Annotated in this window: 22 protein-coding genes; 8 read left to right on the top strand and 14 right to left on the bottom strand. The window is 68.0% G+C overall.

The features are described from left to right. The first annotated feature begins 11 nt into the window (after positions 1 to 11). Both K9U41_RS03100 and folD read left to right on the top strand, forming a co-directional pair. On the top strand, positions 12 to 2273 hold the full coding sequence (locus K9U41_RS03100; protein WP_282639399.1) for a putative bifunctional diguanylate cyclase/phosphodiesterase: 2262 nt from the start codon (positions 12 to 14) through the stop codon (positions 2271 to 2273). Between the two features lie 240 nt (positions 2274 to 2513). Next, positions 2514 to 3386: a bifunctional methylenetetrahydrofolate dehydrogenase/methenyltetrahydrofolate cyclohydrolase FolD gene (gene folD, locus K9U41_RS03095; RefSeq protein ID WP_282639428.1), complete on the top strand. Its 873-nt coding sequence runs from the start codon at positions 2514 to 2516 to the stop codon at positions 3384 to 3386. 85 nt (positions 3387 to 3471) lie between these two features. Here the strand turns inward: folD and K9U41_RS03090 are convergent, their stop codons facing one another. The 7 genes from K9U41_RS03090 to purC all read right to left on the bottom strand — a co-directional run bounded on the left by K9U41_RS03090 (position 3472) and on the right by purC (position 8831). Further along, on the bottom strand, positions 3472 to 3777 hold the full coding sequence (locus K9U41_RS03090; protein ID WP_282639398.1) for a hypothetical protein: 306 nt from the start codon (positions 3775 to 3777) through the stop codon (positions 3472 to 3474). A 13-nt stretch (positions 3778 to 3790) separates the two neighbouring features. Then, the gene (gene grxD, locus K9U41_RS03085) at positions 3791 to 4129 is read right to left on the bottom strand and encodes a Grx4 family monothiol glutaredoxin (protein WP_282639397.1); all 339 of its coding nucleotides are present in this window, start codon (positions 4127 to 4129) and stop codon (positions 3791 to 3793) included. A 159-nt stretch (positions 4130 to 4288) separates the two neighbouring features. After that, a complete protein-coding gene (locus tag K9U41_RS03080) occupies positions 4289 to 4522 on the bottom strand; it encodes a BolA family protein (protein WP_012116057.1) in 234 nt (77 codons plus the stop codon). A 31-nt stretch (positions 4523 to 4553) separates the two neighbouring features. Next, positions 4554 to 6803: a phosphoribosylformylglycinamidine synthase subunit PurL gene (purL, locus tag K9U41_RS03075; RefSeq protein WP_282639396.1), complete on the bottom strand. Its 2250-nt coding sequence runs from the start codon at positions 6801 to 6803 to the stop codon at positions 4554 to 4556. Then, on the bottom strand, positions 6800 to 7498 hold the full coding sequence (purQ, locus tag K9U41_RS03070; protein ID WP_282639395.1) for a phosphoribosylformylglycinamidine synthase subunit PurQ: 699 nt from the start codon (positions 7496 to 7498) through the stop codon (positions 6800 to 6802). Before purQ ends, purL begins: the two co-directional genes overlap by 4 nt. Before the next feature lie 113 nt (positions 7499 to 7611). Further along, on the bottom strand, positions 7612 to 7854 hold the full coding sequence (purS, locus tag K9U41_RS03065; RefSeq protein WP_012116060.1) for a phosphoribosylformylglycinamidine synthase subunit PurS: 243 nt from the start codon (positions 7852 to 7854) through the stop codon (positions 7612 to 7614). A gap of 182 nt (positions 7855 to 8036) precedes the next feature. Next, complete coding sequence (gene purC, locus K9U41_RS03060; protein WP_138398904.1) at positions 8037 to 8831, bottom strand: phosphoribosylaminoimidazolesuccinocarboxamide synthase; 795 nt, start codon at positions 8829 to 8831, stop codon at positions 8037 to 8039. Positions 8832 to 9190: 359 nt separating this feature from the next. On the opposite strand from purC, the gene K9U41_RS03055 reads away from it, so the two are divergent. Next, on the top strand, positions 9191 to 9511 hold the full coding sequence (locus K9U41_RS03055; protein ID WP_282639394.1) for a DUF1476 domain-containing protein: 321 nt from the start codon (positions 9191 to 9193) through the stop codon (positions 9509 to 9511). A gap of 124 nt (positions 9512 to 9635) precedes the next feature. Here the strand turns inward: K9U41_RS03055 and rpsD are convergent, their stop codons facing one another. Beyond that, positions 9636 to 10253 (bottom strand): 30S ribosomal protein S4, encoded by a 618-nt coding sequence (rpsD, locus tag K9U41_RS03050; RefSeq protein WP_138398902.1) that lies wholly within the window; start codon positions 10251 to 10253, stop codon positions 9636 to 9638. 584 nt (positions 10254 to 10837) lie between these two features. Here rpsD and K9U41_RS03045 point away from each other — a divergent pair. Next, positions 10838 to 11545, top strand: coding sequence for a type 1 glutamine amidotransferase (locus K9U41_RS03045; RefSeq protein ID WP_282639393.1), 708 nt, complete (start codon positions 10838 to 10840; stop codon positions 11543 to 11545). 30 nt (positions 11546 to 11575) lie between these two features. On the opposite strand, the gene K9U41_RS03040 is transcribed toward K9U41_RS03045, so the two are convergent. The 5 genes from K9U41_RS03040 to K9U41_RS03020 are packed head-to-tail and all read right to left on the bottom strand — an operon-like array spanning position 11576 to position 15524. Continuing rightward, positions 11576 to 12316 carry a (5-formylfuran-3-yl)methyl phosphate synthase gene (locus K9U41_RS03040; RefSeq protein WP_282639392.1) on the bottom strand — a complete coding sequence of 247 codons (741 nt, stop codon included), beginning with the start codon at positions 12314 to 12316 and terminating at the stop codon, positions 11576 to 11578. Continuing rightward, positions 12313 to 12882, bottom strand: coding sequence for a DUF447 domain-containing protein (locus K9U41_RS03035; protein WP_282639391.1), 570 nt, complete (start codon positions 12880 to 12882; stop codon positions 12313 to 12315). Before K9U41_RS03035 ends, K9U41_RS03040 begins: the two co-directional genes overlap by 4 nt. Next, positions 12879 to 14297, bottom strand: coding sequence for a DUF6513 domain-containing protein (locus tag K9U41_RS03030; protein WP_282639390.1), 1419 nt, complete (start codon positions 14295 to 14297; stop codon positions 12879 to 12881). The genes K9U41_RS03035 and K9U41_RS03030 overlap by 4 nt, the downstream gene beginning before the upstream one ends. 1 nt (position 14298) lies before the next feature. Beyond that, positions 14299 to 14880 (bottom strand): flavoprotein, encoded by a 582-nt coding sequence (locus K9U41_RS03025; RefSeq protein ID WP_282639389.1) that lies wholly within the window; start codon positions 14878 to 14880, stop codon positions 14299 to 14301. Further along, positions 14877 to 15524, bottom strand: a complete 648-nt coding sequence (locus K9U41_RS03020) for an aspartate kinase (RefSeq protein ID WP_282639388.1) — start codon at positions 15522 to 15524, stop codon at positions 14877 to 14879. Before K9U41_RS03020 ends, K9U41_RS03025 begins: the two co-directional genes overlap by 4 nt. Before the next feature lie 188 nt (positions 15525 to 15712). On the opposite strand from K9U41_RS03020, the gene K9U41_RS03015 reads away from it, so the two are divergent. From K9U41_RS03015 to K9U41_RS03005, 3 genes are all read left to right on the top strand, one after another. After that, a complete protein-coding gene (locus K9U41_RS03015) occupies positions 15713 to 16105 on the top strand; it encodes a c-type cytochrome (protein ID WP_282639387.1) in 393 nt (130 codons plus the stop codon). 297 nt (positions 16106 to 16402) lie between these two features. Further along, on the top strand, positions 16403 to 17131 hold the full coding sequence (locus tag K9U41_RS03010; protein ID WP_282639386.1) for a 16S rRNA (uracil(1498)-N(3))-methyltransferase: 729 nt from the start codon (positions 16403 to 16405) through the stop codon (positions 17129 to 17131). A 295-nt stretch (positions 17132 to 17426) separates the two neighbouring features. After that, on the top strand, positions 17427 to 18548 hold the full coding sequence (locus K9U41_RS03005) for a carboxylate-amine ligase (RefSeq protein ID WP_282639385.1): 1122 nt from the start codon (positions 17427 to 17429) through the stop codon (positions 18546 to 18548). 74 nt (positions 18549 to 18622) lie between these two features. Here the strand turns inward: K9U41_RS03005 and K9U41_RS03000 are convergent, their stop codons facing one another. Then, a complete protein-coding gene (locus K9U41_RS03000) occupies positions 18623 to 19471 on the bottom strand; it encodes a fumarylacetoacetate hydrolase family protein (protein WP_282639384.1) in 849 nt (282 codons plus the stop codon). A 142-nt stretch (positions 19472 to 19613) separates the two neighbouring features. Between K9U41_RS03000 and K9U41_RS02995 the strand changes: the two genes are divergently transcribed. Beyond that, on the top strand, positions 19614 to 20210 hold the full coding sequence (locus K9U41_RS02995) for a LysE family translocator (protein ID WP_282639383.1): 597 nt from the start codon (positions 19614 to 19616) through the stop codon (positions 20208 to 20210). Positions 20211 to 20382 lie beyond the last annotated feature (172 nt).

The raw sequence follows: 20382 nt of genomic DNA, 5'->3' as shown, positions 1-20382 counted from the left end.
GAACGCCGCCCATGAAGGAGGGCACTGCCATTCCCCGCCGACAGGGCAGCCCTGGTTATCGTTCCCTTCTGGCGGGCCTGGTGGCGCTGGCGCTTCTGGTGGCGGGCCTCGTCACGGTCTTCGTGCTGGCCGGCCTGCGCCAGGACGACAAGGCGCGCACCCGAGAGCGCGCCGCGCTGCTCGCCTCCCTGCACGCCCGCGAAACGGTGATGGAGCAGGCGCTGGTCGCCACCACCGACGAGCAGGAAACGCTCCACCATCTGGCGCTCGGGGACATGACCCCCCTGCATCGCCGTTTCGGCATGAAGCTCAATAGCGGCTTCGGCTTCGAGTTCGTCTACATCACCGACGCCAGGGGGCGCGTCATCTATTCCTCCGAGCGGGGAGAGCAGAACGAGCTGCGGGCGTTCGGCTGGATCCGCCCCGCCGTCGTGCGGGCTCTCGCCGACGGGCAGAAGGCGGCGCTCTCAGGCGTGGTCGCCACCGAGGATGCCGCGGGCCTTTTGGTGGCCCGACCGTTCGACGTAAAGGTCGAGGGGCTCGATGTGGCGCAGCCGCTGGTGGCCATCACGGTGGATGTCATCGACCCTGAATTCCTGCGGATGGTGGGTGCCCCCGCCAGCCTGGAGGAGGTGGAGCTGATCCATCAGCCGGGTCGTGGCGGGCTGCATACCGGCGTTTTCATCCCCAATCTCTATGACGGCTCGGAGGCGGAGCTGGTGTGGCGGGGCGCGCATCCCGGCAGCAAGATGCTGTGGGGGCTGCTGCCGGCCGCCGCCGTGCTCACCTCCCTTCTCGCCGTGCTGTTTCTGGTGCTCATGGTCCGGGCGCGCCGGATGGCGGCCGACCTCGTCACCAGCGAGGCCAGGGCGCGGGAGCTGGCCGCGCGGGATTACCTGACCGGCCTGCTCAATCGCGGCGCCTTCATCGAGGCGCTGGACGCCGCCATTGCCCGGCGCCGGAACGGCGAGACGCTGGCGCTGCTGTTCGTGGATCTCGACGACTTCAAGGAGATCAACGACAGCGCCGGCCACGCTGCCGGCGACGACCTGCTGCGCGCCTTCGCCCGGCGGACGGAGGAGGCGCTGGGGGAAGGCGGCGTGGTTGCACGGTTCGGCGGCGATGAATTCGTGGCCGTGGTCCACTGCCGGGAGGACGGCGACCTCGATCGCATGGTCCAACGGCTGTTCAAGGCGCTGGCGCCTCCGGTCCTGCTGGAGCGGGGCGGCGAGATGTGCCTGAGCGCCTGCGTGGGCGCCGCGCGCCTGCCCCAGGACGCCGCCAACGGCGCGGACCTGCTGCGGCTCGCCGATGTCGCCCTCTACCAGGCCAAGGCCGACGGCACCGGCCTCTACCGCCTGTTCGAGCCGGGGTTCGACGCGGCGCGGATCGAGCACCGGCGCATCGAGCTGGAACTCGCGGCGGCGCTGGACAAGGGCGAGATCACGCTGGTCTACCAGCCCCAGGTGGATGTGGAGAGCGAGCGCATCATCGGCTTCGAGGCGCTGGCGCGCTGGGACCATCCCACCCAGGGACGGCTCCTGCCGGGCGCCTTCCTGGCCGTGGCCGAGACCTCCCGCCTCATGGGCCGGTTCGACGCCTATGTGCTGCGCGCCGCCCTGCTGGACGCGCGGGCGCTGCCGGAGGTGACGCTGTCGGTGAACATGTCGGCGCTCAACCTGCGCCAGGGCGCCATCGCCGGCATGGTGGTCGCGGCGCTCGCCGAAACCGGGTTCGATCCGGCCCGGCTGGAGATCGAGATCACCGAAAGCGCCATCCTCGACGCCTCCAGCGAGGGCCAGGAGGCGCTCCAGAAGCTGCGGGACATGGGGGTGAGGCTCGCCCTCGACGATTTCGGCACCGGCCATGCCTCGCTGGTGCATGTGCGGCGCTTTCCCATCACCAAGATCAAGATCGACAAGTCCTTCATCCTCAACATGGGTACCGACCGGGATGCGTCGGCCATCGTGGAATACGTGATCCGGCTCGGCCGCTCCCTCGGCATTACCCTGACCGCGGAAGGGGTGGAGACGCGCGAGCAGTTGCGCTTCCTCAGGGCCTTCGGCGCCCAGCAGGCGCAGGGCTATCTGTTCGCGCCGCCGCTGCCCCTCGTGGCCGCGGCCGCCATGCTGGAGCGGCAGCACGTGGCGGATGCCGGTGTCGCGTCGGATGACGCTGCCGCCTCCGGCGAGCCTGCGTCCTCCGTCGGCCGTGTGGGGGAGCATGCGCCCGAGGGGTCGGTTGCGTCGACCACGCGGCGCGCACCGGGCTAGGATGATAATTTTCTTTTCAAGAAAATAATTATCTCTATAAGAGGCATTGCTCCGACCTTGGGGCATCTGCGGCGTGCCGCGGCGTTGCCTGCGCTGCGGCGATGAGGCGCCGTTCTGGCCTTGCCTTTGCGCGACGCGGTGGACACAAGGTCGGTGAACATCAGGCCCGCGAGCGGCGCCGCCTTCCGCTGGACGAGGCGCACCACGGCTGGCGGGGCAAAGCATTTGGGGGATGTGGTGATCGAGACCAAGCCCATCGACGGAAAGGCGTTCGCAGCCGGGCTGCGGGCCCGCATCGCACAGGAGGTGGCGCGCCTTGGCGCGGCCCACGGTCTCAAGCCAGGGCTCGCGGTGGTCCTCGTGGGCGAGGACCCGGCCAGCCAGGTCTATGTGCGCAACAAGGCGGCCCAGACCCTGGAGGCCGGCATGACCTCCTTCGAGCACAAGCTCGCGGTGGACACGCCCGAGGCGGACCTGCTGGCGCTGATCGCCAGGCTCAACGCCGATCCGGCGGTGAACGGCATTCTGGTTCAGCTGCCGCTTCCGGGGCAGATCGATGCCATGAAGGTGCTCTCCACCATCGATCCCGCCAAGGACGTGGACGGCTTCCATGTGGTGAATGCCGGCCGCCTCGCGGTGGGCCTCGACGCCCTGGTGCCGTGCACGCCGCTCGGCTGCGTGATGCTGCTGAAGCACCATCTGGGCAACCTTTCGGGCCTCAGGGCGGTGGTGCTGGGGCGCTCCAACATCGTCGGCAAGCCGGCGGCGCAACTGCTGCTGAAGGAGGATTGCACCGTCACCATCGCCCATTCGCGCACCCGCGACCTGCCGGGCGAGTGCCGCACCGCTGACATCCTCGTGGCCGCCGTGGGCCGGCCGGAGATGGTCCGCGGCGACTGGATCAAGCCCGGTGCGACCGTGATCGACGTGGGCATCAACCGCATTCCCAAGCCCGACGGCAAGACGCGCCTCGTGGGCGACGTGGCCTATCAGGAAGCGCAGGGCATCGCCGGCCTGATCACCCCGGTGCCGGGCGGGGTCGGCCCCATGACCATCGCCTGCCTGCTCCAGAACACCCTCACCGCTGCCAAGCGGCAGGCCGGGCTGGAATGAGACAAGGCCTGGTGAGCGTGGCTCACCGGGCCTTGGAACCAGACGGCGACAAGCCCTGGGGCTGCCCCCTCAGAGAGCTGCCACTTCAGAGAACGACCAGAGCGCCGACCAGCAACGCCAGAGGTGGCAGCCAGACCATGGCGAGGGCCAGTTGATGCCGGCCGCGGCGCCACATCATCAGGCCGAGGGCAGGGGCCAGCACGCTGATGGCGAGGGTCGAGCCCCAGCCAGCCACCGCAGAGGCTTCGCCGTTGGCGCCCTCCTGGGCGCCGAAGACGAATCCGGAAATGGCGATGAGCAGGATCGCAAGGCCAGCGTTCGCCAGCAGCCCCAGGCTGATGGCGAGCTTGAGGGCGAGCGGCGCGGCGGCAGCCTGATCAGGCGTGGTCACGTCGCTCGAATACTCAGCCGACGGCGCGATCGCGGATGGCGACACCCTTTTCCTCAAGGAAGGTCGCCAGTTCGCCGGCCTGGAACATCTCGCGCACGATGTCGCAGCCACCCACGAACTCGCCCTTGATGTAGAGCTGCGGGATGGTCGGCCAGCTGGCGTAGTCCTTGATGCCCTGCCGGACGGCGTCGTTTTCGAGCACGTTCACGCCCTTGAAGGGGACGCCCACGTGGTCGAGGATCTGCACCACCTGCCCGGAAAAGCCGCACTGCGGAAACTGGGGCGTGCCCTTCATGAACAGGACCACGTCACCAGACTTCACGATGGCGTCGATGTCTTCACGAATACCCATGGTCTCAAATCCATTCTGATCGGCCGAATGAGGGCCAGCATTCTTCAAGATCGGCCCTCGCGTGGCAAAGCGCAAGGGGGGTCCATGGGGGCGCGTCCGGGGCATTGTGCACTGCCGCGTGAGCGCACCGCCGGCGCGCGGGGGCGCAGGTCCCCGGATCTAGTCCGGCGCGGCGGTCTGGAGGGCGAGGGCGTGGAGCACGCCGCCCATGTTCCCCTTGAGCGCGGCATAGACCATCTGGTGCTGCTGCACCCGGCTCTTGCCGCGGAACGCCGCGGACACGATACGGGCGGCGTAGTGGTCGCCGTCGCCGGCCAGATCCTCGATCACCACCGTCGCGTCGGGCAGCGCGTCCTTGATGAGCTGCTCGATCTCGCGGGCATTCATGGGCATGGTCGCAGGGTCCTCAAAACGGCGGAGCGGTTCAGGACGAGGCACCCATGTAGATGGGCAGCCACGTCTCGTGCCGGTCGCGAAGCGATTCCACAACTATCGAGCGGTCGTCGGGGAGGATCAAGCGATCTCCGCCGGTCTTGCCGATCTTGACCATGGGCACGCCCGCCATTTCCGCCTTGTGGATCACCTCGGCGCCCTGGCCGGCGGGAACAGTCACCACATAACGGGCCTGGTCCTCGCCGAACCACCAGGCGTAGGGGTCCATGCCGGCCGGCGGGTCTTCCAGCGAGGTGCCCACGCGCCCGGCCATGGCCATCTCGGCGATGGCGATGAGGAGGCCGCCGTCGGAAATGTCATGCACGGCGGTGGCGAGGCCGTCGCGGATCAGGCCGCGCACGAAGTCGCCGTTGCGCTTCTCGGCGATGAGGTCCACCGGGGGCGGCGCTCCATCCTCGCGCTCGCAGACGGTGGCGAGGAAGGCCGAAGCCCCGAGCCAGCCCTGGGTCTTGCCCACCAGCAGCACCGGCTCGCCGGCGGCCTTGAAGGCCAGGGTCATGGAGGTGTGGAGGTCCTCGATCAGGCCGACGCCGCCGATGGCGGGGGTGGGCAGGATGCCCTTGCCGTTGGTCTCGTTGTAGAGGCTGACGTTGCCGGACACGACCGGGAAGTCCAGCGCCTCGCAGGCCGCGCCGATGCCTTTCACGCAGGCCACGAACTGGCCCATGATCTCCGGCTTCTCGGGATTGCCGAAATTGAGGTTGTCGGTGACGGCGATGGGGGTCGCGCCCACGGCGGTCAGGTTGCGCCAGGCTTCCGCCACCGCCTGCTTGCCGCCCTCGAAGGGATCGGCCTCGCAATAGCGCGGCGTCACGTCGGTGGTCAGGGCCAGGGCCTTGGGGCCGTCTTCGATGCGCACCACGGCCGCGTCGCCGCCGGGCCGCTGCACCGTGTTGCCGAGGATGAGGTGGTCGTACTGCTCCCACACCCAGCGCTTGGAGCACAGGTCCGGCGAGGCGATGAGCCGCTCCAGGGCATCGGCCACGGAGGCGTTGGTGCGCACGTCCTCGGGGGCCACCACCGGACGCGGCAGCGGCTCCTCATAGGGGCGGCGGTATTCGGGGGCCTGGTCGCCCAGGTCCTTGATGGGCAGGTCCGCTTCCACCACGCCGTTGTGCGTCACCACGAAGCGCAGGGTGTCGGTGGTGCGGCCGACGATGGCGAAGTCCAGCCCCCACTTGCGGAAGATGGCCTCGGCCTCGTCTTCCTTGCCGTCGGCGATTACCATGAGCATGCGCTCCTGGCTCTCGGACAGCATCATCTCATAGGCGCTCATGCCGGTCTCGCGGCAGGGCACGGCGTCGAGGTTCAGCTCCACGCCGAGGCCGCCCTTGGCGCCCATCTCCACCGCGGAACTGGTGAGGCCGGCGGCGCCCATGTCCTGGATCGCCACCACGCAGCCCGCCTTCATGATTTCAAGGCAGGCTTCCAGCAGCAGCTTCTCGGCGAAGGGGTCGCCCACCTGCACGGTCGGGCGCTTCTCCTCGGCGTCGGCGCCGAACTCGGCCGAGGCCATGGTGGCGCCGTGGATGCCGTCGCGGCCGGTCTTGGAGCCGAGATAGACGATGGCGCGGCCCACGCCGGTGGCGGCCGCGTAGAAGATCTCGTCGGTCCTGGCGAGGCCCACCGCCATGGCGTTGACCAGGATGTTGCCATTGTAGCGCTTGTGGAAGCCCACCGAGCCGCCCACCGTGGGCACGCCGAAGGAATTGCCATAGCCGCCGATGCCGGCCACCACGCCCGCCAGCAGCCGGCGGGTCTTCACATTGTGGCAGTCGCCGAAGCGCAGGAAGTTGAGCGCTGCGATGGGCCGCGCGCCCATGGTGAACACGTCGCGCAGGATGCCGCCCACGCCCGTTCCCGCACCCTGGTAGGGCTCGATGAAGGAGGGGTGGTTGTGGCTTTCCATCTTGAAGATGACCGCGAGGCCGTCGCCGATGTCCACCACGCCGGCATTCTCGCCCGGCCCCTGGATCACGCGCTTGCCCTTGGTGGGCAGGGTGCGCAACCAGACCTTGGACGACTTGTAGGAGCAGTGCTCGTTCCACATGGCGGAGACGATGCCAAGCTCGGTGATCGACGGCTCGCGGCCGATCAGCTTCACGAAGTGCTCGTACTCCTCGGGCTTCAGGCCATGCTCGGCCACCAGCTCCGGGGTGATGCGGGACGTGTTGGGGATGGAGTTCACAGCGGTTCGATCCGAATTGAGGGGCGTGGTCACGCCGCCTTCAGGGCTCCGGCAAGGCTCTCGAACAGGCCGCGGCCGTCGGTGGGGCCGATTTCCGGCTCGATGTAGTTTTCGGGATGCGGCATCATTCCCAGCACGTTGAACTTTTCGGAATAGATGCCGGCGATGCCGTTGATGGCACCGTTGGGGCCGTCGGTCTGGTCGATCTGGCCGTCGCGGCGGGCGTAGCGGAAGGCGATGCGGCCGTCATGCTCCAGCCGGGTGATGGTGCCCTCGTCCGCGGTGTAGTTGCCCTCGCCATGGGCGACGGGAATGCGGATGAGGTCGCTCTTGCGATAGGCCTTGGTGAAGGCGGTATCGGCCCGCTCCACCCGCAGCAGCACCTCGCGGCAGACGAAGCGCAGGCGGGCGTTGCGCACCAGCACGCCGGGCAGCAGGCCGGCCTCGCACAGGATCTGGAAGCCGTTGCAGATGCCGAGCACCAGGCCGCCCCTGGCGGCATGGGCGCGCACGGCCTCCATGATGTTGGCGCGCGCCGCGATGGCGCCGCACCTCAGATAGTCGCCGTAGGAGAAGCCGCCGGGCAGCACGACGAGGTCGGTGCCGGGGGGCAGTTCATGCTCGGCGTGCCAGACCACCTGCGGCTTCGCGCCCGCGACAAGGCGCAGCGCGCGCACGGCGTCCTGCTCACGGTTGGAGCCGGGGAAGAGGATGACAGCTGGTTTCATGATCTCTCAATGGGCGCAGGCCAGTGGCACGGGCCAATGGCACAGGCTGGGTCGAGCCGGCGTTCGAAAGGGCGACGCAGCACCGCACATGCGCGCCTGCCGCCCATGGCGCATCACTCCGCGAACTCGACCTTGTAGGTCTCGATCACGGTATTGGCGAGAAGCTTGTCGCAGGCATCCTTCAGGGCGCCCTCGGCGGAAGCGCGGTCGTTGCCGGCCAGTTCCACGTCGAAGACCTTGCCCTGCCGCACGCTCTGCACGCCCGCGACGCCCAGCGAGCGCAGCGCGCCCTCGATGGCCTTGCCCTGCGGGTCCAGCACCGCCGACTTCAGGGTGACGATCACACGGGCCTTCATGACACCTTTGCCTTCATGACACCTGTTGCTCTGTATTGGCCTGCGACGCGGCTTGGCCCGTGACGCAGGGCATCTGGACCGGGCCGTAATGCAAACGGGGGCCTTTCAGGCCCCCGTCCCGCCATGTCCCGGGGCCGATTGCGGCCCCCGCCTAGCATTTTTCGGCAGCAAGGCTCAACGCCTCACTTCACCAGAACCGGACCCTTGCCCTGGGTCGGGTCGTTCTCCATGAGGATGCCGAGCCGGCGCGCCACTTCGCTGTAGGCCTCCACGAGGCCGCCCATGTCGCGGCGGAAGCGGTCCTTGTCCATCTTGTCGTTGGACTTCATGTCCCACAGCCGGCACGAATCGGGGCTGATCTCGTCGGCCACCACGATCCGCATCATGTCGTTTTCCCACAGGCGCCCGCATTCCATCTTGAAATCCACAAGACGGATGCCGGCACCGAGGAACAGGCCGGACAGGAAGTCGTTGACGCGGATCGCAAGCGCGATGATGTCGTCGATCTCCTGGGTGGTGGCCCAGCCGAAGGCGGTGATGTGCTCTTCCGACACCATCGGGTCGTTGAGCGCGTCGTTCTTGTAATAGAACTCGATGATGGAGCGCGGCAGCGGCGTGCCTTCCTCGATCCCGAGACGGGTCGAGATGGAGCCTGCGGCGACGTTGCGCACCACGATCTCGAGCGGAATGATCTCCACTTCGCGGATGAGCTGCTCGCGCATGTTCAGCCGGCGGATGAAGTGAGTCGGCACTCCGATGTCGTTCAACCGGGAGAAGATGTACTCCGAGATCCGGTTGTTCAGCACACCCTTGCCGTCGATGACATCGTGCTTCTTCGCATTGAAGGCGGTGGCATCGTCTTTGAAGTGCTGGATGAGTGTGCCGGGCTCGGGTCCTTCATAAAGGACTTTCGCCTTGCCTTCGTAGATTCGGCGGCGGCGGCTCATGGGAATATACCGCTGATTGAGGAAATCCATGGGTTTGCCAAGGCTCCGTTCTGGTGACGCTCCTCGGCGGGACCGGGGGGTGAATGTTGCCAGTTCACACCAGGCCCGTTTGGACACTAGCCGATCAGGCGCCGCGACACAACGCGCGTCCACGTTCGCCTGTGCATGCCTGCTCTCTGGTCTTTGCGCGCCGCCTGTGTTTCCAACACTGCACTGCCGTCGGCAGCACCCGGTTTTCGCCGCCTGCGGCGGGACGCGACATGGGGCAGCGCTTGACTGCCGTTGATCTGGGGTGACGTGAGAGATATTCAAGGCACGCGTGCGGTCGTGGGACCGCCAATCCGATCCCGGCCGGCCGTCGGTCGCCAAAGCGTCAGAAGAGGGATGCCATGACCACGTTCGACAAGCGCGAAGAAGGATTCGAGAAGCGCTTCGCCCTCGACGAGGAAGCCCGCTTCAAGGCGGTCGCCCGTCGGAACAAGAAGCTCGGCCTGTGGGCCGCCCAGGTCCTCGGCCTCAGCGGCGAGGCAGCTGAAGCCTATGCCAAGGAAGTGGTGGTCGCTGACCTCCAGGAGGCCGGTGACGAAGATGTGTTCCGCAAGCTGCGGGGCGACTTCGACGCCAAGGGCGTGGACGTGTCCGACCACCAGATCCGCCGCAACATGGACGAGTTCCTTGCCCTGGCCGCGGCCGAGGTGAAGGCGGGCTGAACGCCCGTTGCCGGGCTGGGGTCGTCCGCATGGCGGCCGGCCCTGTCCGGGATCCCCGATGATCCTCAAAGCAAAAAAGGCCGCCCGGGAGGGCGGCCTTTTCGTTTGGCGGGCGCCGATCAGGTCAGCGCGAATAGAACTCGACCACGAGGTTCGGTTCCATCTGGACCGGGTAGGGCACCTCGTTCAGCTCCGGGATGCGGGCGAAGCGGGCGGCCAGCTTGTTGGTGTCGAGCTCGATGTAGTCGGGCACGTCACGCTCGCCGAGCTGCTGGGCTTCCAGCACCAGGGTCATCTGGCGGGAGGCTTCCTTCACCTCCACCACGTCGCCGACCTTCACCAGGTAGGACGGGATGTTCACGCGCTGGCCGTTCACCTTCACGTGACCGTGGGAGACGAACTGGCGGGCGGCGAAGATGGTGGGCACAAACTTGGCGCGGTACACCACCGCGTCGAGCCGGCGCTCCAGCAGGCCGATCAGGTTGGCACCGGTGTCGCCCTTGAGGCGCGAGGCCTCGACATACACCTTGTGGAACTGCTTCTCGCCGATGGAGCCGTAATAGCCCTTCAGCTTCTGCTTGGCGCGCAGCTGCACGCCGAAGTCGGACAGCTTGCCCTTGCGGCGCTGGCCGTGCTGGCCGGGACCGTATTCACGACGATTCACCGGGCTCTTGGAGCGGCCCCAGATGTTCTCGCCCATACGGCGATCGATCTTGTGCTTGGCCGCAATGCGCTTGCTCATGTAACGCGGATCCTTGATGGTCTTGGTTGAATTGGGATCGCGCCCCTCCTCTGCGGACGAGATTCCAGCGCAGTGCCGGGACCCCTTCCACCGACAGGCTCATCCAGCGCGCTGCCGAACGATGCCACGGGTGCGTGAAACGCCGAACGGGCCGCTGACGGCCCGAAAGGTGGCGGGTTCTTAATCGCGAACCGTGTCCGAGTCAATGTTTGCCGGCACGAGGCGGTATTTCAACTTAAACATCTGCGGCTTCGACCAAGTGCACCCCGGAACCCTCTCCCGCGTGCGGGGGAGGGAGTTGGCCGGCACGGGATGGAGGGCGGGGCCCACCGGCGCTTCTTTTCAAACTGAGACACCGCCCGGCGCCAGAGGGCCTCGGGACCGCCTTGGGATAGCCTCAGGCGCTCAGATGCGCGATGAGGATGGCGAGGCCGAGGCGGCAGGGGGCGGGCGGGTCAAACCTAGCATCATACTTTATAATGATACCGGTTCGCGATATCCCCAACCCGGTGGCGCCCTTGCCGCCCCGGCAGGCGGTGCGCCAGTATGGCCGGTGCCCGCCTCGCCCGCCTCGGGAGAATCCCTTGAGAGTCCTCGTTTTCCAGCATGTGGCCGCCGAGCATCCCGGCAGCTTCCGCGACTTCATGCGCGCCGACGGCGTGACCTGGGACGCCGTGGAGCTGGACGAGGGGGAGGCCATTCCCGCCCTCGACGGTTATGACGCCCTCATGGTGTTCGGCGGCCCCATGGATGTGTGGCAGGAGGAGGAGCACCCCTGGCTGGTGGCCGAGAAGGCGGCGATCCGCGCGTGGACGGCCACGGGCAAGCCTTATCTCGGCGTCTGCCTCGGCCACCAGCTGCTGGCCGACGCGCTGGGCGGCAAGGTCGGCCTCATGCCGCGCCCCGAGGTGGGGGTGACCGACGTGTCTTTGACGCAGGCGGGGCAGGAGTCGGTGTTCTTCACCGGCCTGCCGCCCACCTTCCCGACCCTGCAGTGGCACGGCGCCGCCGTGCTGAAGCTGCCGGAGGGGGCCAAGGTGCTGGCGCACAACGACCATTGCGCCATCCAGGCGCTACAGGTGGGGGAACGGGCGTTCGGCATCCAGTATCACGTGGAACTGACCGACGACACGGTGCCCGAATGGGGCGAGATCACCGAATACCGCTGCGCGCTGGAGGCCATCACCGGCCCCGGCGGCGGGGCGCTGCTGGTGAAGGCGGTGGAAGAGAAGATGCCGGTGTTCCGGACGGCGGCGGAGCAGCTTTACCGGAATTTCCGGGCGACGTGGTAACGCGGTGAAACCTTTGGCCGTGGGCGACGCTTAAGCCGCCACCCGCCCCTTCAGTTCGTCGCGCACCCGAGCGAGCCGCGCCGGATCGAGGGTGCTGGTACGCCCGGTGGCGCACAGGGCGCCGCGGAAGCCGAGATAGTGCGGCTGAAGCGCCGCCAGAGGCGCGATGTCCTCAAGCTTCAGCGAGCCCGCAAGGCCGGTGAGCAGGCCGGCCGCCTTGGCCTCTGCCACGAAGCCGGCGAGGCGTTCCACCCCCAGATGGGCGAGAAGGCCGCCGGCCGCCTTGTCCGCCGTATCCAGCATCACCCCGTGGAAGCCGGCCTCGGCGAAGCGGGGAAGGGTGGCGAGGTCCGGATGCTGGTCGGCGAACAGCACGGCGATGAGGCGTGTCTCCCGCGCCAGCGGCCGCAGGGCTTCGAGGACCGGGGCCAGCGCCGCCCCGGCACCGTCGGCGGGCAGGGAAAAGCCGATCTTCACCAGCGGCACGCCGGTGGCGGCGGTGCGCCGGGCGGCGGCGAGGATGGTGGCCGCATCAAGGGGCTGGTCGCCCACGGTGGCGCTGAGGCCGGTGAGGCAGCCCGTCGCGCGCCAGCGGGCGACGGCGGCCCGCAGCGGCGCCTCCGCCCAGGCGCCCAGTGCCCCTTCAGCCGGGTTCTTCAGGTCGACGATGTCGGCGCCGGCGCCAAGCGCGACCTCCATCTCGGCGAGCGTGGCCACGGAGGCGAGCAGGCCCGGGCGCGTTGCCGCGGGCAGGGTCACATGCACGGTCATGACGCCACCCGCGCGCGATGGTCGGCGATGGTCTCGCACAGCCAGTCCCAGGCCTCGCGCTCGGCGGGGCCGGCGGTCTTCTCGATGGCGATGGAGAGATAGTTCATCTCCCGGTCCACCCGCTCGGGGTCCATCATGTGCAGGCGCGAGACCAGCACCGCGCCTTCCAGCACCGCCGCCACCGCCCGGTTGAGGCCGAGGAAGGGGGCATGCTGCTCGCGGTGGACGATGCGGCAGAAGAAGCGCGGGCGGGTGGGGTCGTCCTCCATCCGCGTCACTTCCACCTCGTCATGGGCGAGGCACCGGTCGAGGCGCACCGCGCCGTCGAGCCGTGTGGCGGGGACGGTGGGCCAGGACCGGTGCCGGCCGGTGATGCAGCCGGCAAACACGCGGGCATCGTCGGTGAAATTCACCACCGCCACCCCATGGGCCGCCATGTTGTCCAGGGTCCGCGACGGCCGGAACGGCTGGAGCAGGTAGCCGCCCTCCACGAGGGTCGCGCCCATGGGCGCCACATGGGGCTCTCCCGCAGCCGATTGGGTGCTGACGATGGTCTCCCGGATCACGTGGCGTCGCCTTTCTTCTTTGCGGAAAGGGTCGAGCCCGCTTCCTTGAAAGTCAACCGGTGGGCGTCCTCGGCGCTGCTGCCGGTCTCGCCCGCCACGCCCCATTTCAGCGGCTCGTCCTGGGCGTAGCGCTTGCCCAGCTTCAGGGCGATCTCGGCCCGCGCCGTCTCCACGCCGAGATAGAAGGCGTGGGCGCCGTCGTCCTCCACCTTGAGATGGGGGAAGAGGTCGAACGGGTCGCGCGCCACGTGGTGGCCGTCGCGGTTGTAGGCGTGGATGCCCTGTTCCGTCACCTCGATGCGGAAGTTGCGGTCGGCCACCGTGCCGGCGAGGCGATCCACCTCCTCGGGCGTGGTGGTGAAGGGGCGCCGGTCGCGCAGGGCCATGAGGCCGCCGCCGAAGCCCTGGGGCAGGGCGCCGGCCTCCCGCGCGGCGAAGAATTCCCGCCGCGCCCGGTCGAACTCGCGGATGGCGGTGCGGCAATGGGGGCTCACCTGCACCGCCAGCACCGCGTTCAGGCGAAGCTCGGAGATGATGCCCATGAGCAAGGCGTTCATGCCGGTGGTGTCGGCATCGGTCAGCTCGGTGACATTGCCGATGCCCATGAGGATGGGGATGTCCGGCTTCAGCCGCCGCAGCTCGGCGTAGCGCAGCAGCGAGGCGGTGAAGCCCAGATGGATGGGATCGAGGATGGGATCGGCGAGGAACGGCCGGCCTTTGGCCTCGCATATCTCGATCGCCCGGATGAGGGAGGCAAGGTCCCCCGCCTGCGCCGGCACCAGAACCGGCACGGCGGGGCCTTCCTCGGCGATGGCAAGGGTGTGCTCGTTGAGGCTGAGGAGATAATCGGCCCCGGCGCGGGTGCCGCGTGCCAGCTCCTGCGGGTCGAAGCTGTCCACGCTCACCCTGAAGCCGTCCGCCTTCAGTGCGGCGATGGCCTCTTCCAGATGGGGGAAGGGATTGTCGGGCAGGGCGCCGAGGTCGATCACGTCCGCGCCCTCGTCCTTCAGGAAGCGGGCGCGGGTGAGAAGTTCGTCGATGGACAAGCGGGTGGCGTCCACGATCTCGGCGAACAGCAGCACGTCCTGCCGGTCGAGGTTTACGGCGCCGCCCCGGCCCCTGCCGAAATAGGCGGGGATATCCGCTGCCTCCTCCGGCCCGCGCGCGAAGGGCAGGCCGAAGCGGGTGGCGAGGCGGTCGAGGTCGCCGCGGAAGCGGCCGGGCATGAGCACGCGGTCGATGCGCTCCGGCAGCTTCAGGCGCCGTTCCACGATCTCCGCCGTCATCAGGGCGGCGACCTTCACGCCCACATTCACCACCACCGGGTCGAGGGCGTCATCCGCGATCTCCTGTGCGATGCGGCGGATGCGCGGCTCGGCCAGCGACCCGGTGACGAGGGCGACGCGCTCGGCCATCTCAGGCCGCCGGCGCGGGGAAGAGCTGGGCGAGTTCCGCCCGGCGGCGGGCGATGGCGGCGCGCAGCTCGTCCAGCGTCTCGGCCACCACGGTGGCATCGAACTCCTTGAGCAGGCGCGTGTTTTCCAGGTCGATGCGGCGCGGATAGACCGGCACCGGGCCTTCGGGGGCCATGGTGATCATCTCCGGCATGCTGTCGCAGGCGAAGACGATGCAAGGCACCCGGCACTTGCCGGCCTGGGCGAAGCAATTGGTGACGAGGGTGTCGGAGATGCCATGCACCGCCTTCGCCACCGTGTTGGACGAGGCGGGCGACACCACCAGGGTGTGGTACTCGCCGTGATAGAAGCGGCCGATGGAGGCGGAGGAGGCGCTGTTGTCGCGGAACACCTGGGTCTGTTCCGGCAGCGGCTCCTTGTCCTGCTTGTACATGCGCAGCACTTCGTCGGCCGCGTCCGAGATGAACAGGTCCACGTCCTGGAGCGCGCGGATGATCTCGATGCTCTCCGTGAAATAGTGCCCGGAGCCGGTGAGGGCCCAGGCCCAGCGGGGCGTTTTCGCGCGGGGCGCTTTGGCGGTCATGACAGGCGCGGGCCTTCCCTGGTTTCCTCGTTTATTGCGGCTGTGCCCGCCTTGGTGCGCAGGGCGGCGTCGAGCCGGTCCCCATCGTCGGCGGGGACGGCGAGAATATCGCCTGTAAACCGGACCGCCATGGTCGCAAAGGCCGCATCCACCAGTCCGGTCGCAGTCCAGGCCGCCATGTCGGCGGCGCGGGCGCCGGAGGGGGCGAGAACTGGCGCGCCCGGCGCCTTCACCAGCACCAGCCGTTCCGCCCCCATCTCGGCCGCGAGCCACAGGGCCAGGCTGTCAGACGTTATGTCCCAGCTTTCGGGAATGTCGGCGTGGCCCAGCGTCATGGCGGCCGGGAACCACAGGGCGGCGCCCCGCATCGCTGCCGCCGCCAGCTCGGCGGGGGTGCGGGCGGGCTGCAGGCGGGGTTCGAGGTCCAGCATGGCATGGGCCATCTGCTCCATGGCGAGCAGGGCCATGCGGTGGGCGGCGGCATCGGACAGGCCCAACTGCGGCTGAACGGCGCGGACCTGGTCGGCCAGCGCTCCGCCGCCGGGGACCACCACCAGCCCCTGTCCAGCGGCAAGGCGCGCCAGCAGGCGGCGCGGCGCGGCGCCCCGCGTCAGGCTGCCGCCGATCTTCACGATGATGGTCACGTGGTCTCCCGCTCGGTCTCAAGGTCGCATCGGTGGGTTTGCTGGAGTCATGCTAAGGAGGCGCGGCGCTGCCTCCAATGGAGGAGTTTTGTGCGCTGCAGCAAGGGTTTGGGCGATGCGGGTGTTTTTCGTATATTCGAGTATGTGAAGAACATGACCGGTCGCGACAGTTGAGAGAGGAAAGCTTCATGCGTCTCATTCTGGCTTCGGTTCTCGTGCTCGCCGCGACCGGCTCGGCCCTTGCGGATCCCGATGTGGCAAAGGGCGAGATCGCCTTCAAGAAGTGCATGGCGTGCCACGCCGTCGGCCCCGACGCCAAGGCGAAGGTGGGCCCGCCGCTCAACGGCATCGTCGGCGCCAAGTGGGCGCATTTCGACGGCTATGCCTATTCCGCCGACATCAAGGACGGCGGTGCCGCCGGCAAGGTGTGGGACGAGGCCACCCTCGACGCCTACGTCACCAACCCCAAGGCGCTCGCCCCCAAGGGCAAGATGGCCTTCGCCGGCATCAAGAACGAGGACGAGCGCAAGGACCTCATCGCCTTCCTCGCCCAGTTCAACGCCGACGGCAGCAAGAAGTAAGGCCGGCGACGCGGCCCGGCCAAGGGCCCCTATCGCACGTGCAGTGATACCTCATCCCGCATTTGGGGGATGAAGGCCGGCCACGCTTCAGCCATCAAGGGTTGTGCCGGTCAGGGCAAGCACCCTCACCCGTTCGGTTGGGGGGCGGCAGGCGGGGTCTTCTTGGGACCTCGCCTGTTCCCGACGGCATCGCGCCTCCGGGTTGGACCAGGCACGGCTTATCCGTCTGGTCGCGGTGGAACTTGCCAAATACCGGCGTCTCGTGGTGTCCCTCCCGGACCGGAGGAGCACCATCCCATGCCCGATCATGATTTCCGTGCGCAGCGCCTTTGCGTGGACGCCGCGCTTGGCCCCGACGCCGCCGTTCTGCTCGCACCCGAGCAGGCCCATTACGTTGCGAACGTGATCCGGCTCGCCGTGGGACAGGATCTGCTGCTGTTCAACGGGCGCGACGGGGAGTGGCGGGCCACCCGCGTCGCTGGCGGCAAGCGCGAGGTGCGCCTGGAGGTGACGACCAAGGTTCGCCCCCAGCCGGTGGCGCCGACGCTGGAATACGCCTTCGCGCCCCTGAAGCACGCCCGCCTCGATTACATGGTGCAGAAGGCGGTGGAGATGGGCGCCGGCGTGCTCTCGCCCGTCATCACCCGCTACACCCAGGTGTCGCGCATCAACCTGGAGCGCATGGCGGCCAATGCGGTGGAAGCGGCGGAGCAATGCGGCCTCCTCAGCCTGCCGCGCGTCGCCGAGCCGCGCCCGCTGGCCCAGTGGCTGGAGGCGCTGCCCCCCGAGCGGGTGCTCGTCTTCTGCGACGAAGCCGCCGCCGACCATGATCCCATTCACGCCCTGCGCACGGCACCCGAGGGGCCGGTGAGCGTGCTGATCGGGCCGGAAGGCGGCTTCAGCCCGGACGAGCGCGCCCTTATCGCCCCGCGCGCGGTGACACTGTCCCTCGGCCCGCGCATCCTGCGGGCGGATACGGCGGCGGTGGCTGCCCTCGCCCTGGTGGGAGCGGCGCGGGGCGGCTGAGCGCAACCCACTCGGCGCCGGTCAAGGACCGGGGCCGTTGGTCAGAACGCCAGAAACGCGCGAACGGCGGTTTTGTTCCCGTCCCACCCATAAGAATTTCAGCGAATCCTGAAACACTTTCAAACAAGTGATTCGTAGCATGTCGCATTTTGCTAAAATATCGAAAGAGTAGATCTTACAAGCCATCATCGTGGTGCCGCATTTTTGTCGGATTCGGCGTCAGTCTGTCCGGAACTTGGCCGTTGGTCGGGCGTTATTGGCGCATATTTTTTGGCATTTTCTGCGGGAGGCTTGCGTGTCGTACGATTACAGCTTCGGCATCGAAGAAGAGTTCTTCGTCGTGAACGCAGAGACGAAGGCGGTCCAAAGGCGCATGCCGTCAGGCTTTTTCGACGAGCTGAAGGACATTCTGGGCGACAGCGTTTCGGTGGAGATGCTCCAGTCCCAGCTGGAACTTGCGACCCGGCCCTCCACCGGGGCGGGCAGCGCCCTCGACCAGTTGAAGGGGTTGCGCCGCACCGTGGCGGACGTGGCGGCGGAGCATGGGCTGGGGCTCATCGCCGCCGGCACCCATCCCACCGCCACCTGGGACGGCGTGCGCGCCACCAAGGCCAACCGCTACGACGGCGTCATGAACGACCTGAAGATGCTGGGCGAGCGCAACATGGTGTGCGGCCTGCACGTGCATGTGGAACTGCCCGACCCCGACGAGCGGGTGGACGTGATGCGCCGCATGGTGCCCTACATTCCCCATTTCATCGCCCTGTCCACCTCATCCCCGTTCTGGGGGGCGAAGCAGACCGGGCTCATGGGCTACCGGCTGGCGGCCTATGACGAGCTGCCGCGCACCGGCCTGCCCGAGATGTTCGAGAACGCCGCCGCCTACGAGCGCTATGTGGATGCCATGGTGGAGGCGCGGGCGATCACCGATTCGAGCTATGTGTGGTGGGCGATCCGCCCGTCGCGCCAGCTGCCCACGCTGGAGCTGCGCGCGCCCGACAGCTGCACCCGCATCGAGGACACGGTGGCGATCGCGGCGCTGTATCGCGCCCTGGTGCGCTTCCTGGTGCGCAACCGCCACCACAACAAGGATGTGGGCACGGTGGACCGGGCCATCGCCGACGAGAACAAGTGGCGCGCCCAGCGCTACGGCATCCACGGCTCGTTCGTGGATCTGGCCCAGCGCCGCGCGGTTTCGGTGCGCGATGCGGTGGACGGCCTCGTCCATCTGGTGGGAGAGGACGCGGAGGCGCTGGGCTGCCTCGACGCCCTCCTGCACGTGCGCACCATCGCCGAGGCGGGCACCAGCGCCGACGTGCAGTTGGCGGTCTTCCAGGAAGCCCATCACCGCACCGGCAAGCGCGGCGATGCCCTCGACGCGGTGAAGACCTGGCTGGCCCACACCACGCTGCAGTGAGGGAAGGCTGATGGACGGGCCCATGAGCGGAGTCCCTGCGGCAGCGGCCAAAGACCGCTGCCGCAGGACAGGCCTCACAGCTTGAACGGCACCACGGTCTGCTGCTGCTCGCCGAGGCCGGCGATGCCCACGCGCATCACGTCGCCGGCCTTCAGGAAGCGCGGCGGCTTGAAGCCGAGGCCGACGCCGGGCGGGGTGCCCGTGGTGATCACGTCGCCGGGCTCCAGCACCATGAACTGGCTGATGTAGTGCACCAGGAACGGAATCCGGAAGATCATGGTTCTGGTGGAGCCGTTCTGCACCTTCTCGCCGTTCACCTCCAGCCACATGGCAAGGTCCGAGGTATCGGTCAGCTCGTCCGTGGTCACGAGCCAGGGGCCGAGCGGGCCGAAGGTCTCGCAGCCCTTGCCCTTGGCCCACTGGCCGGAGCGCTCGATCTGGAAATGGCGCTCGGACACGTCGTTGCAGATGAAATAGCCGGCCACGTGGGCGAGGGCGTCCTTCTCTTCCACATAGCGGGCGCGGGTGCCGATGACGAAGGCCAGCTCCACCTCCCAGTCGAGCTTCAGCGAGCCCTTGGGGATCATCACGTCGTCATCGGGGCCGACCACGCAGTTCGGTGCCTTGTTGAACAGCACCGGCTCCTCGGGGATGGGGTTGTTGGTCTCGGCCGCGTGGTCCGCGAAATTGAGGCCCACGGCGATGAAATTGCCGGGCCGTGCCACGCAGGAGCCGAGCCGCACGCCCTCGGGGGCCAGCGGCAGGGAGGCCGGATCGACCGCCGCGATCTTGTTCAGGCTGGCAGGCGAGAGCGCCTCGCCGGCGAGGTCGGGGATGACTGGGGACAGGTCGCGCACCTTGCCGGTTGAATCGATTAGACCCGGCTTTTCCTGCCCTTTGTCCCCGAAGCGGACCAGCTTCATCGGTCGAACTCCCTAGTGGTATCATTGAATGTCAAGCGCGTGCGGCGCGCGGTCGCTCGCCGGGCGCGCACGCTGGCGCGGACGCGGGCATTGGTCAATGGTGGGGCTCCAAGAAAATGCATGCCATGCCCCGAACCTGCCGATGACCGACCAGATCCTGCCCCTCGTCCTGTTCTCGTTTGCGGCCAGCGTGACGCCGGGCCCCAACAATCTGATTGCCGCGGCGTCGGGCTCGCGCTTCGGCTTCCGCCGGACCGTGCCGCAGATGCTGGGGGTGGCGGCGGGGTTTCCGCTGCTGGTCATCGCCATCGGCATGGGGCTCGGCGGCGTGTTCGTGGCGGTGCCGGCCTTGCATCTGGCGCTCAAGCTCGCCGGTGCCGCCTATCTGCTCTATCTTGCCTGGAGCCTGCTGCATGCCGATGCGCCGAACGCCGGGGAGGATGGGACTGAGTCGGCGCCCTCCTTCCTCGGGACCGCGGCCTTCCAGTGGGTCAATCCGAAGGCGTGGACGGTGGCCCTCAGCGTCATTCCGACTTTCGTCGACCCTGCGCGAGATGTCCTGCCGCAGGTTCTGGCCGTGGCGCTGGTATTCTCGGCGACGGCGCTGCCATCCCTGGCGCTTTGGGCGGTGTTCGGCGTCGCGTTGTCGCAGCTGCTGTCCGATGAAAAGCTGCGCCGCCGCGTCAATGGACTTTTAGCCGCCTCTGTAGCGGCCAGCGTATTACTGCTGTTTTTCTGATCATGACGCAACGATGAGCGTTGGTGCTTCCGTTTTTCGCGCAGGCGTCATAAAAGGGAAACACGACTCCGGCTAAGTCCGGGCTGCGCTTTGACGGCGCAAGGTCAGCTGTAGAGACTTCGACGTCGAAAGGCCGTCGCAAGTCGCCTGTCCGCCAAGGGAAATTCCCTAG

The sequence above is a fragment of the Xanthobacter autotrophicus genome, assembly GCF_029991245.1.
GTDB lineage: Bacteria > Pseudomonadota > Alphaproteobacteria > Rhizobiales > Xanthobacteraceae > Xanthobacter > Xanthobacter autotrophicus_C.
Note: the sequence above shows the minus strand (reverse complement) of the source record. Positions and strands in the feature narration are given on the sequence as shown.

Bases quoted from the DNA above. Each gene is read 5' to 3' on its own strand.
- K9U41_RS03100 (WP_282639399.1), top strand. From the start codon at position 12: ATGAAGGAGGGCACTGCCATTCCCCGCCGACAGGGCAGCCCTGGTTAT.
- grxD (WP_282639397.1), bottom strand. From the start codon at position 4,129: ATGGGTATTCGTGAAGACATCGACGCCATCGTGAAGTCTGGTGACGTG.
- K9U41_RS03080 (WP_012116057.1), bottom strand. From the start codon at position 4,522: ATGCCCATGAATGCCCGCGAGATCGAGCAGCTCATCAAGGACGCGCTG.
- purQ (WP_282639395.1), bottom strand. From the start codon at position 7,498: ATGAAACCAGCTGTCATCCTCTTCCCCGGCTCCAACCGTGAGCAGGAC.
- purS (WP_012116060.1), bottom strand. From the start codon at position 7,854: ATGAAGGCCCGTGTGATCGTCACCCTGAAGTCGGCGGTGCTGGACCCG.
- purC (WP_138398904.1), bottom strand. From the start codon at position 8,831: ATGGATTTCCTCAATCAGCGGTATATTCCCATGAGCCGCCGCCGCCGA.
- K9U41_RS03055 (WP_282639394.1), top strand. From the start codon at position 9,191: ATGACCACGTTCGACAAGCGCGAAGAAGGATTCGAGAAGCGCTTCGCC.
- rpsD (WP_138398902.1), bottom strand. From the start codon at position 10,253: ATGAGCAAGCGCATTGCGGCCAAGCACAAGATCGATCGCCGTATGGGC.
- K9U41_RS03040 (WP_282639392.1), bottom strand. From the start codon at position 12,316: ATGACCGTGCATGTGACCCTGCCCGCGGCAACGCGCCCGGGCCTGCTC.
- K9U41_RS03030 (WP_282639390.1), bottom strand. From the start codon at position 14,297: ATGGCCGAGCGCGTCGCCCTCGTCACCGGGTCGCTGGCCGAGCCGCGC.
- K9U41_RS03025 (WP_282639389.1), bottom strand. From the start codon at position 14,880: ATGACCGCCAAAGCGCCCCGCGCGAAAACGCCCCGCTGGGCCTGGGCC.
- K9U41_RS03015 (WP_282639387.1), top strand. From the start codon at position 15,713: ATGCGTCTCATTCTGGCTTCGGTTCTCGTGCTCGCCGCGACCGGCTCG.
- K9U41_RS03010 (WP_282639386.1), top strand. From the start codon at position 16,403: ATGCCCGATCATGATTTCCGTGCGCAGCGCCTTTGCGTGGACGCCGCG.
- K9U41_RS03000 (WP_282639384.1), bottom strand. From the start codon at position 19,471: ATGAAGCTGGTCCGCTTCGGGGACAAAGGGCAGGAAAAGCCGGGTCTA.
- K9U41_RS02995 (WP_282639383.1), top strand. From the start codon at position 19,614: ATGACCGACCAGATCCTGCCCCTCGTCCTGTTCTCGTTTGCGGCCAGC.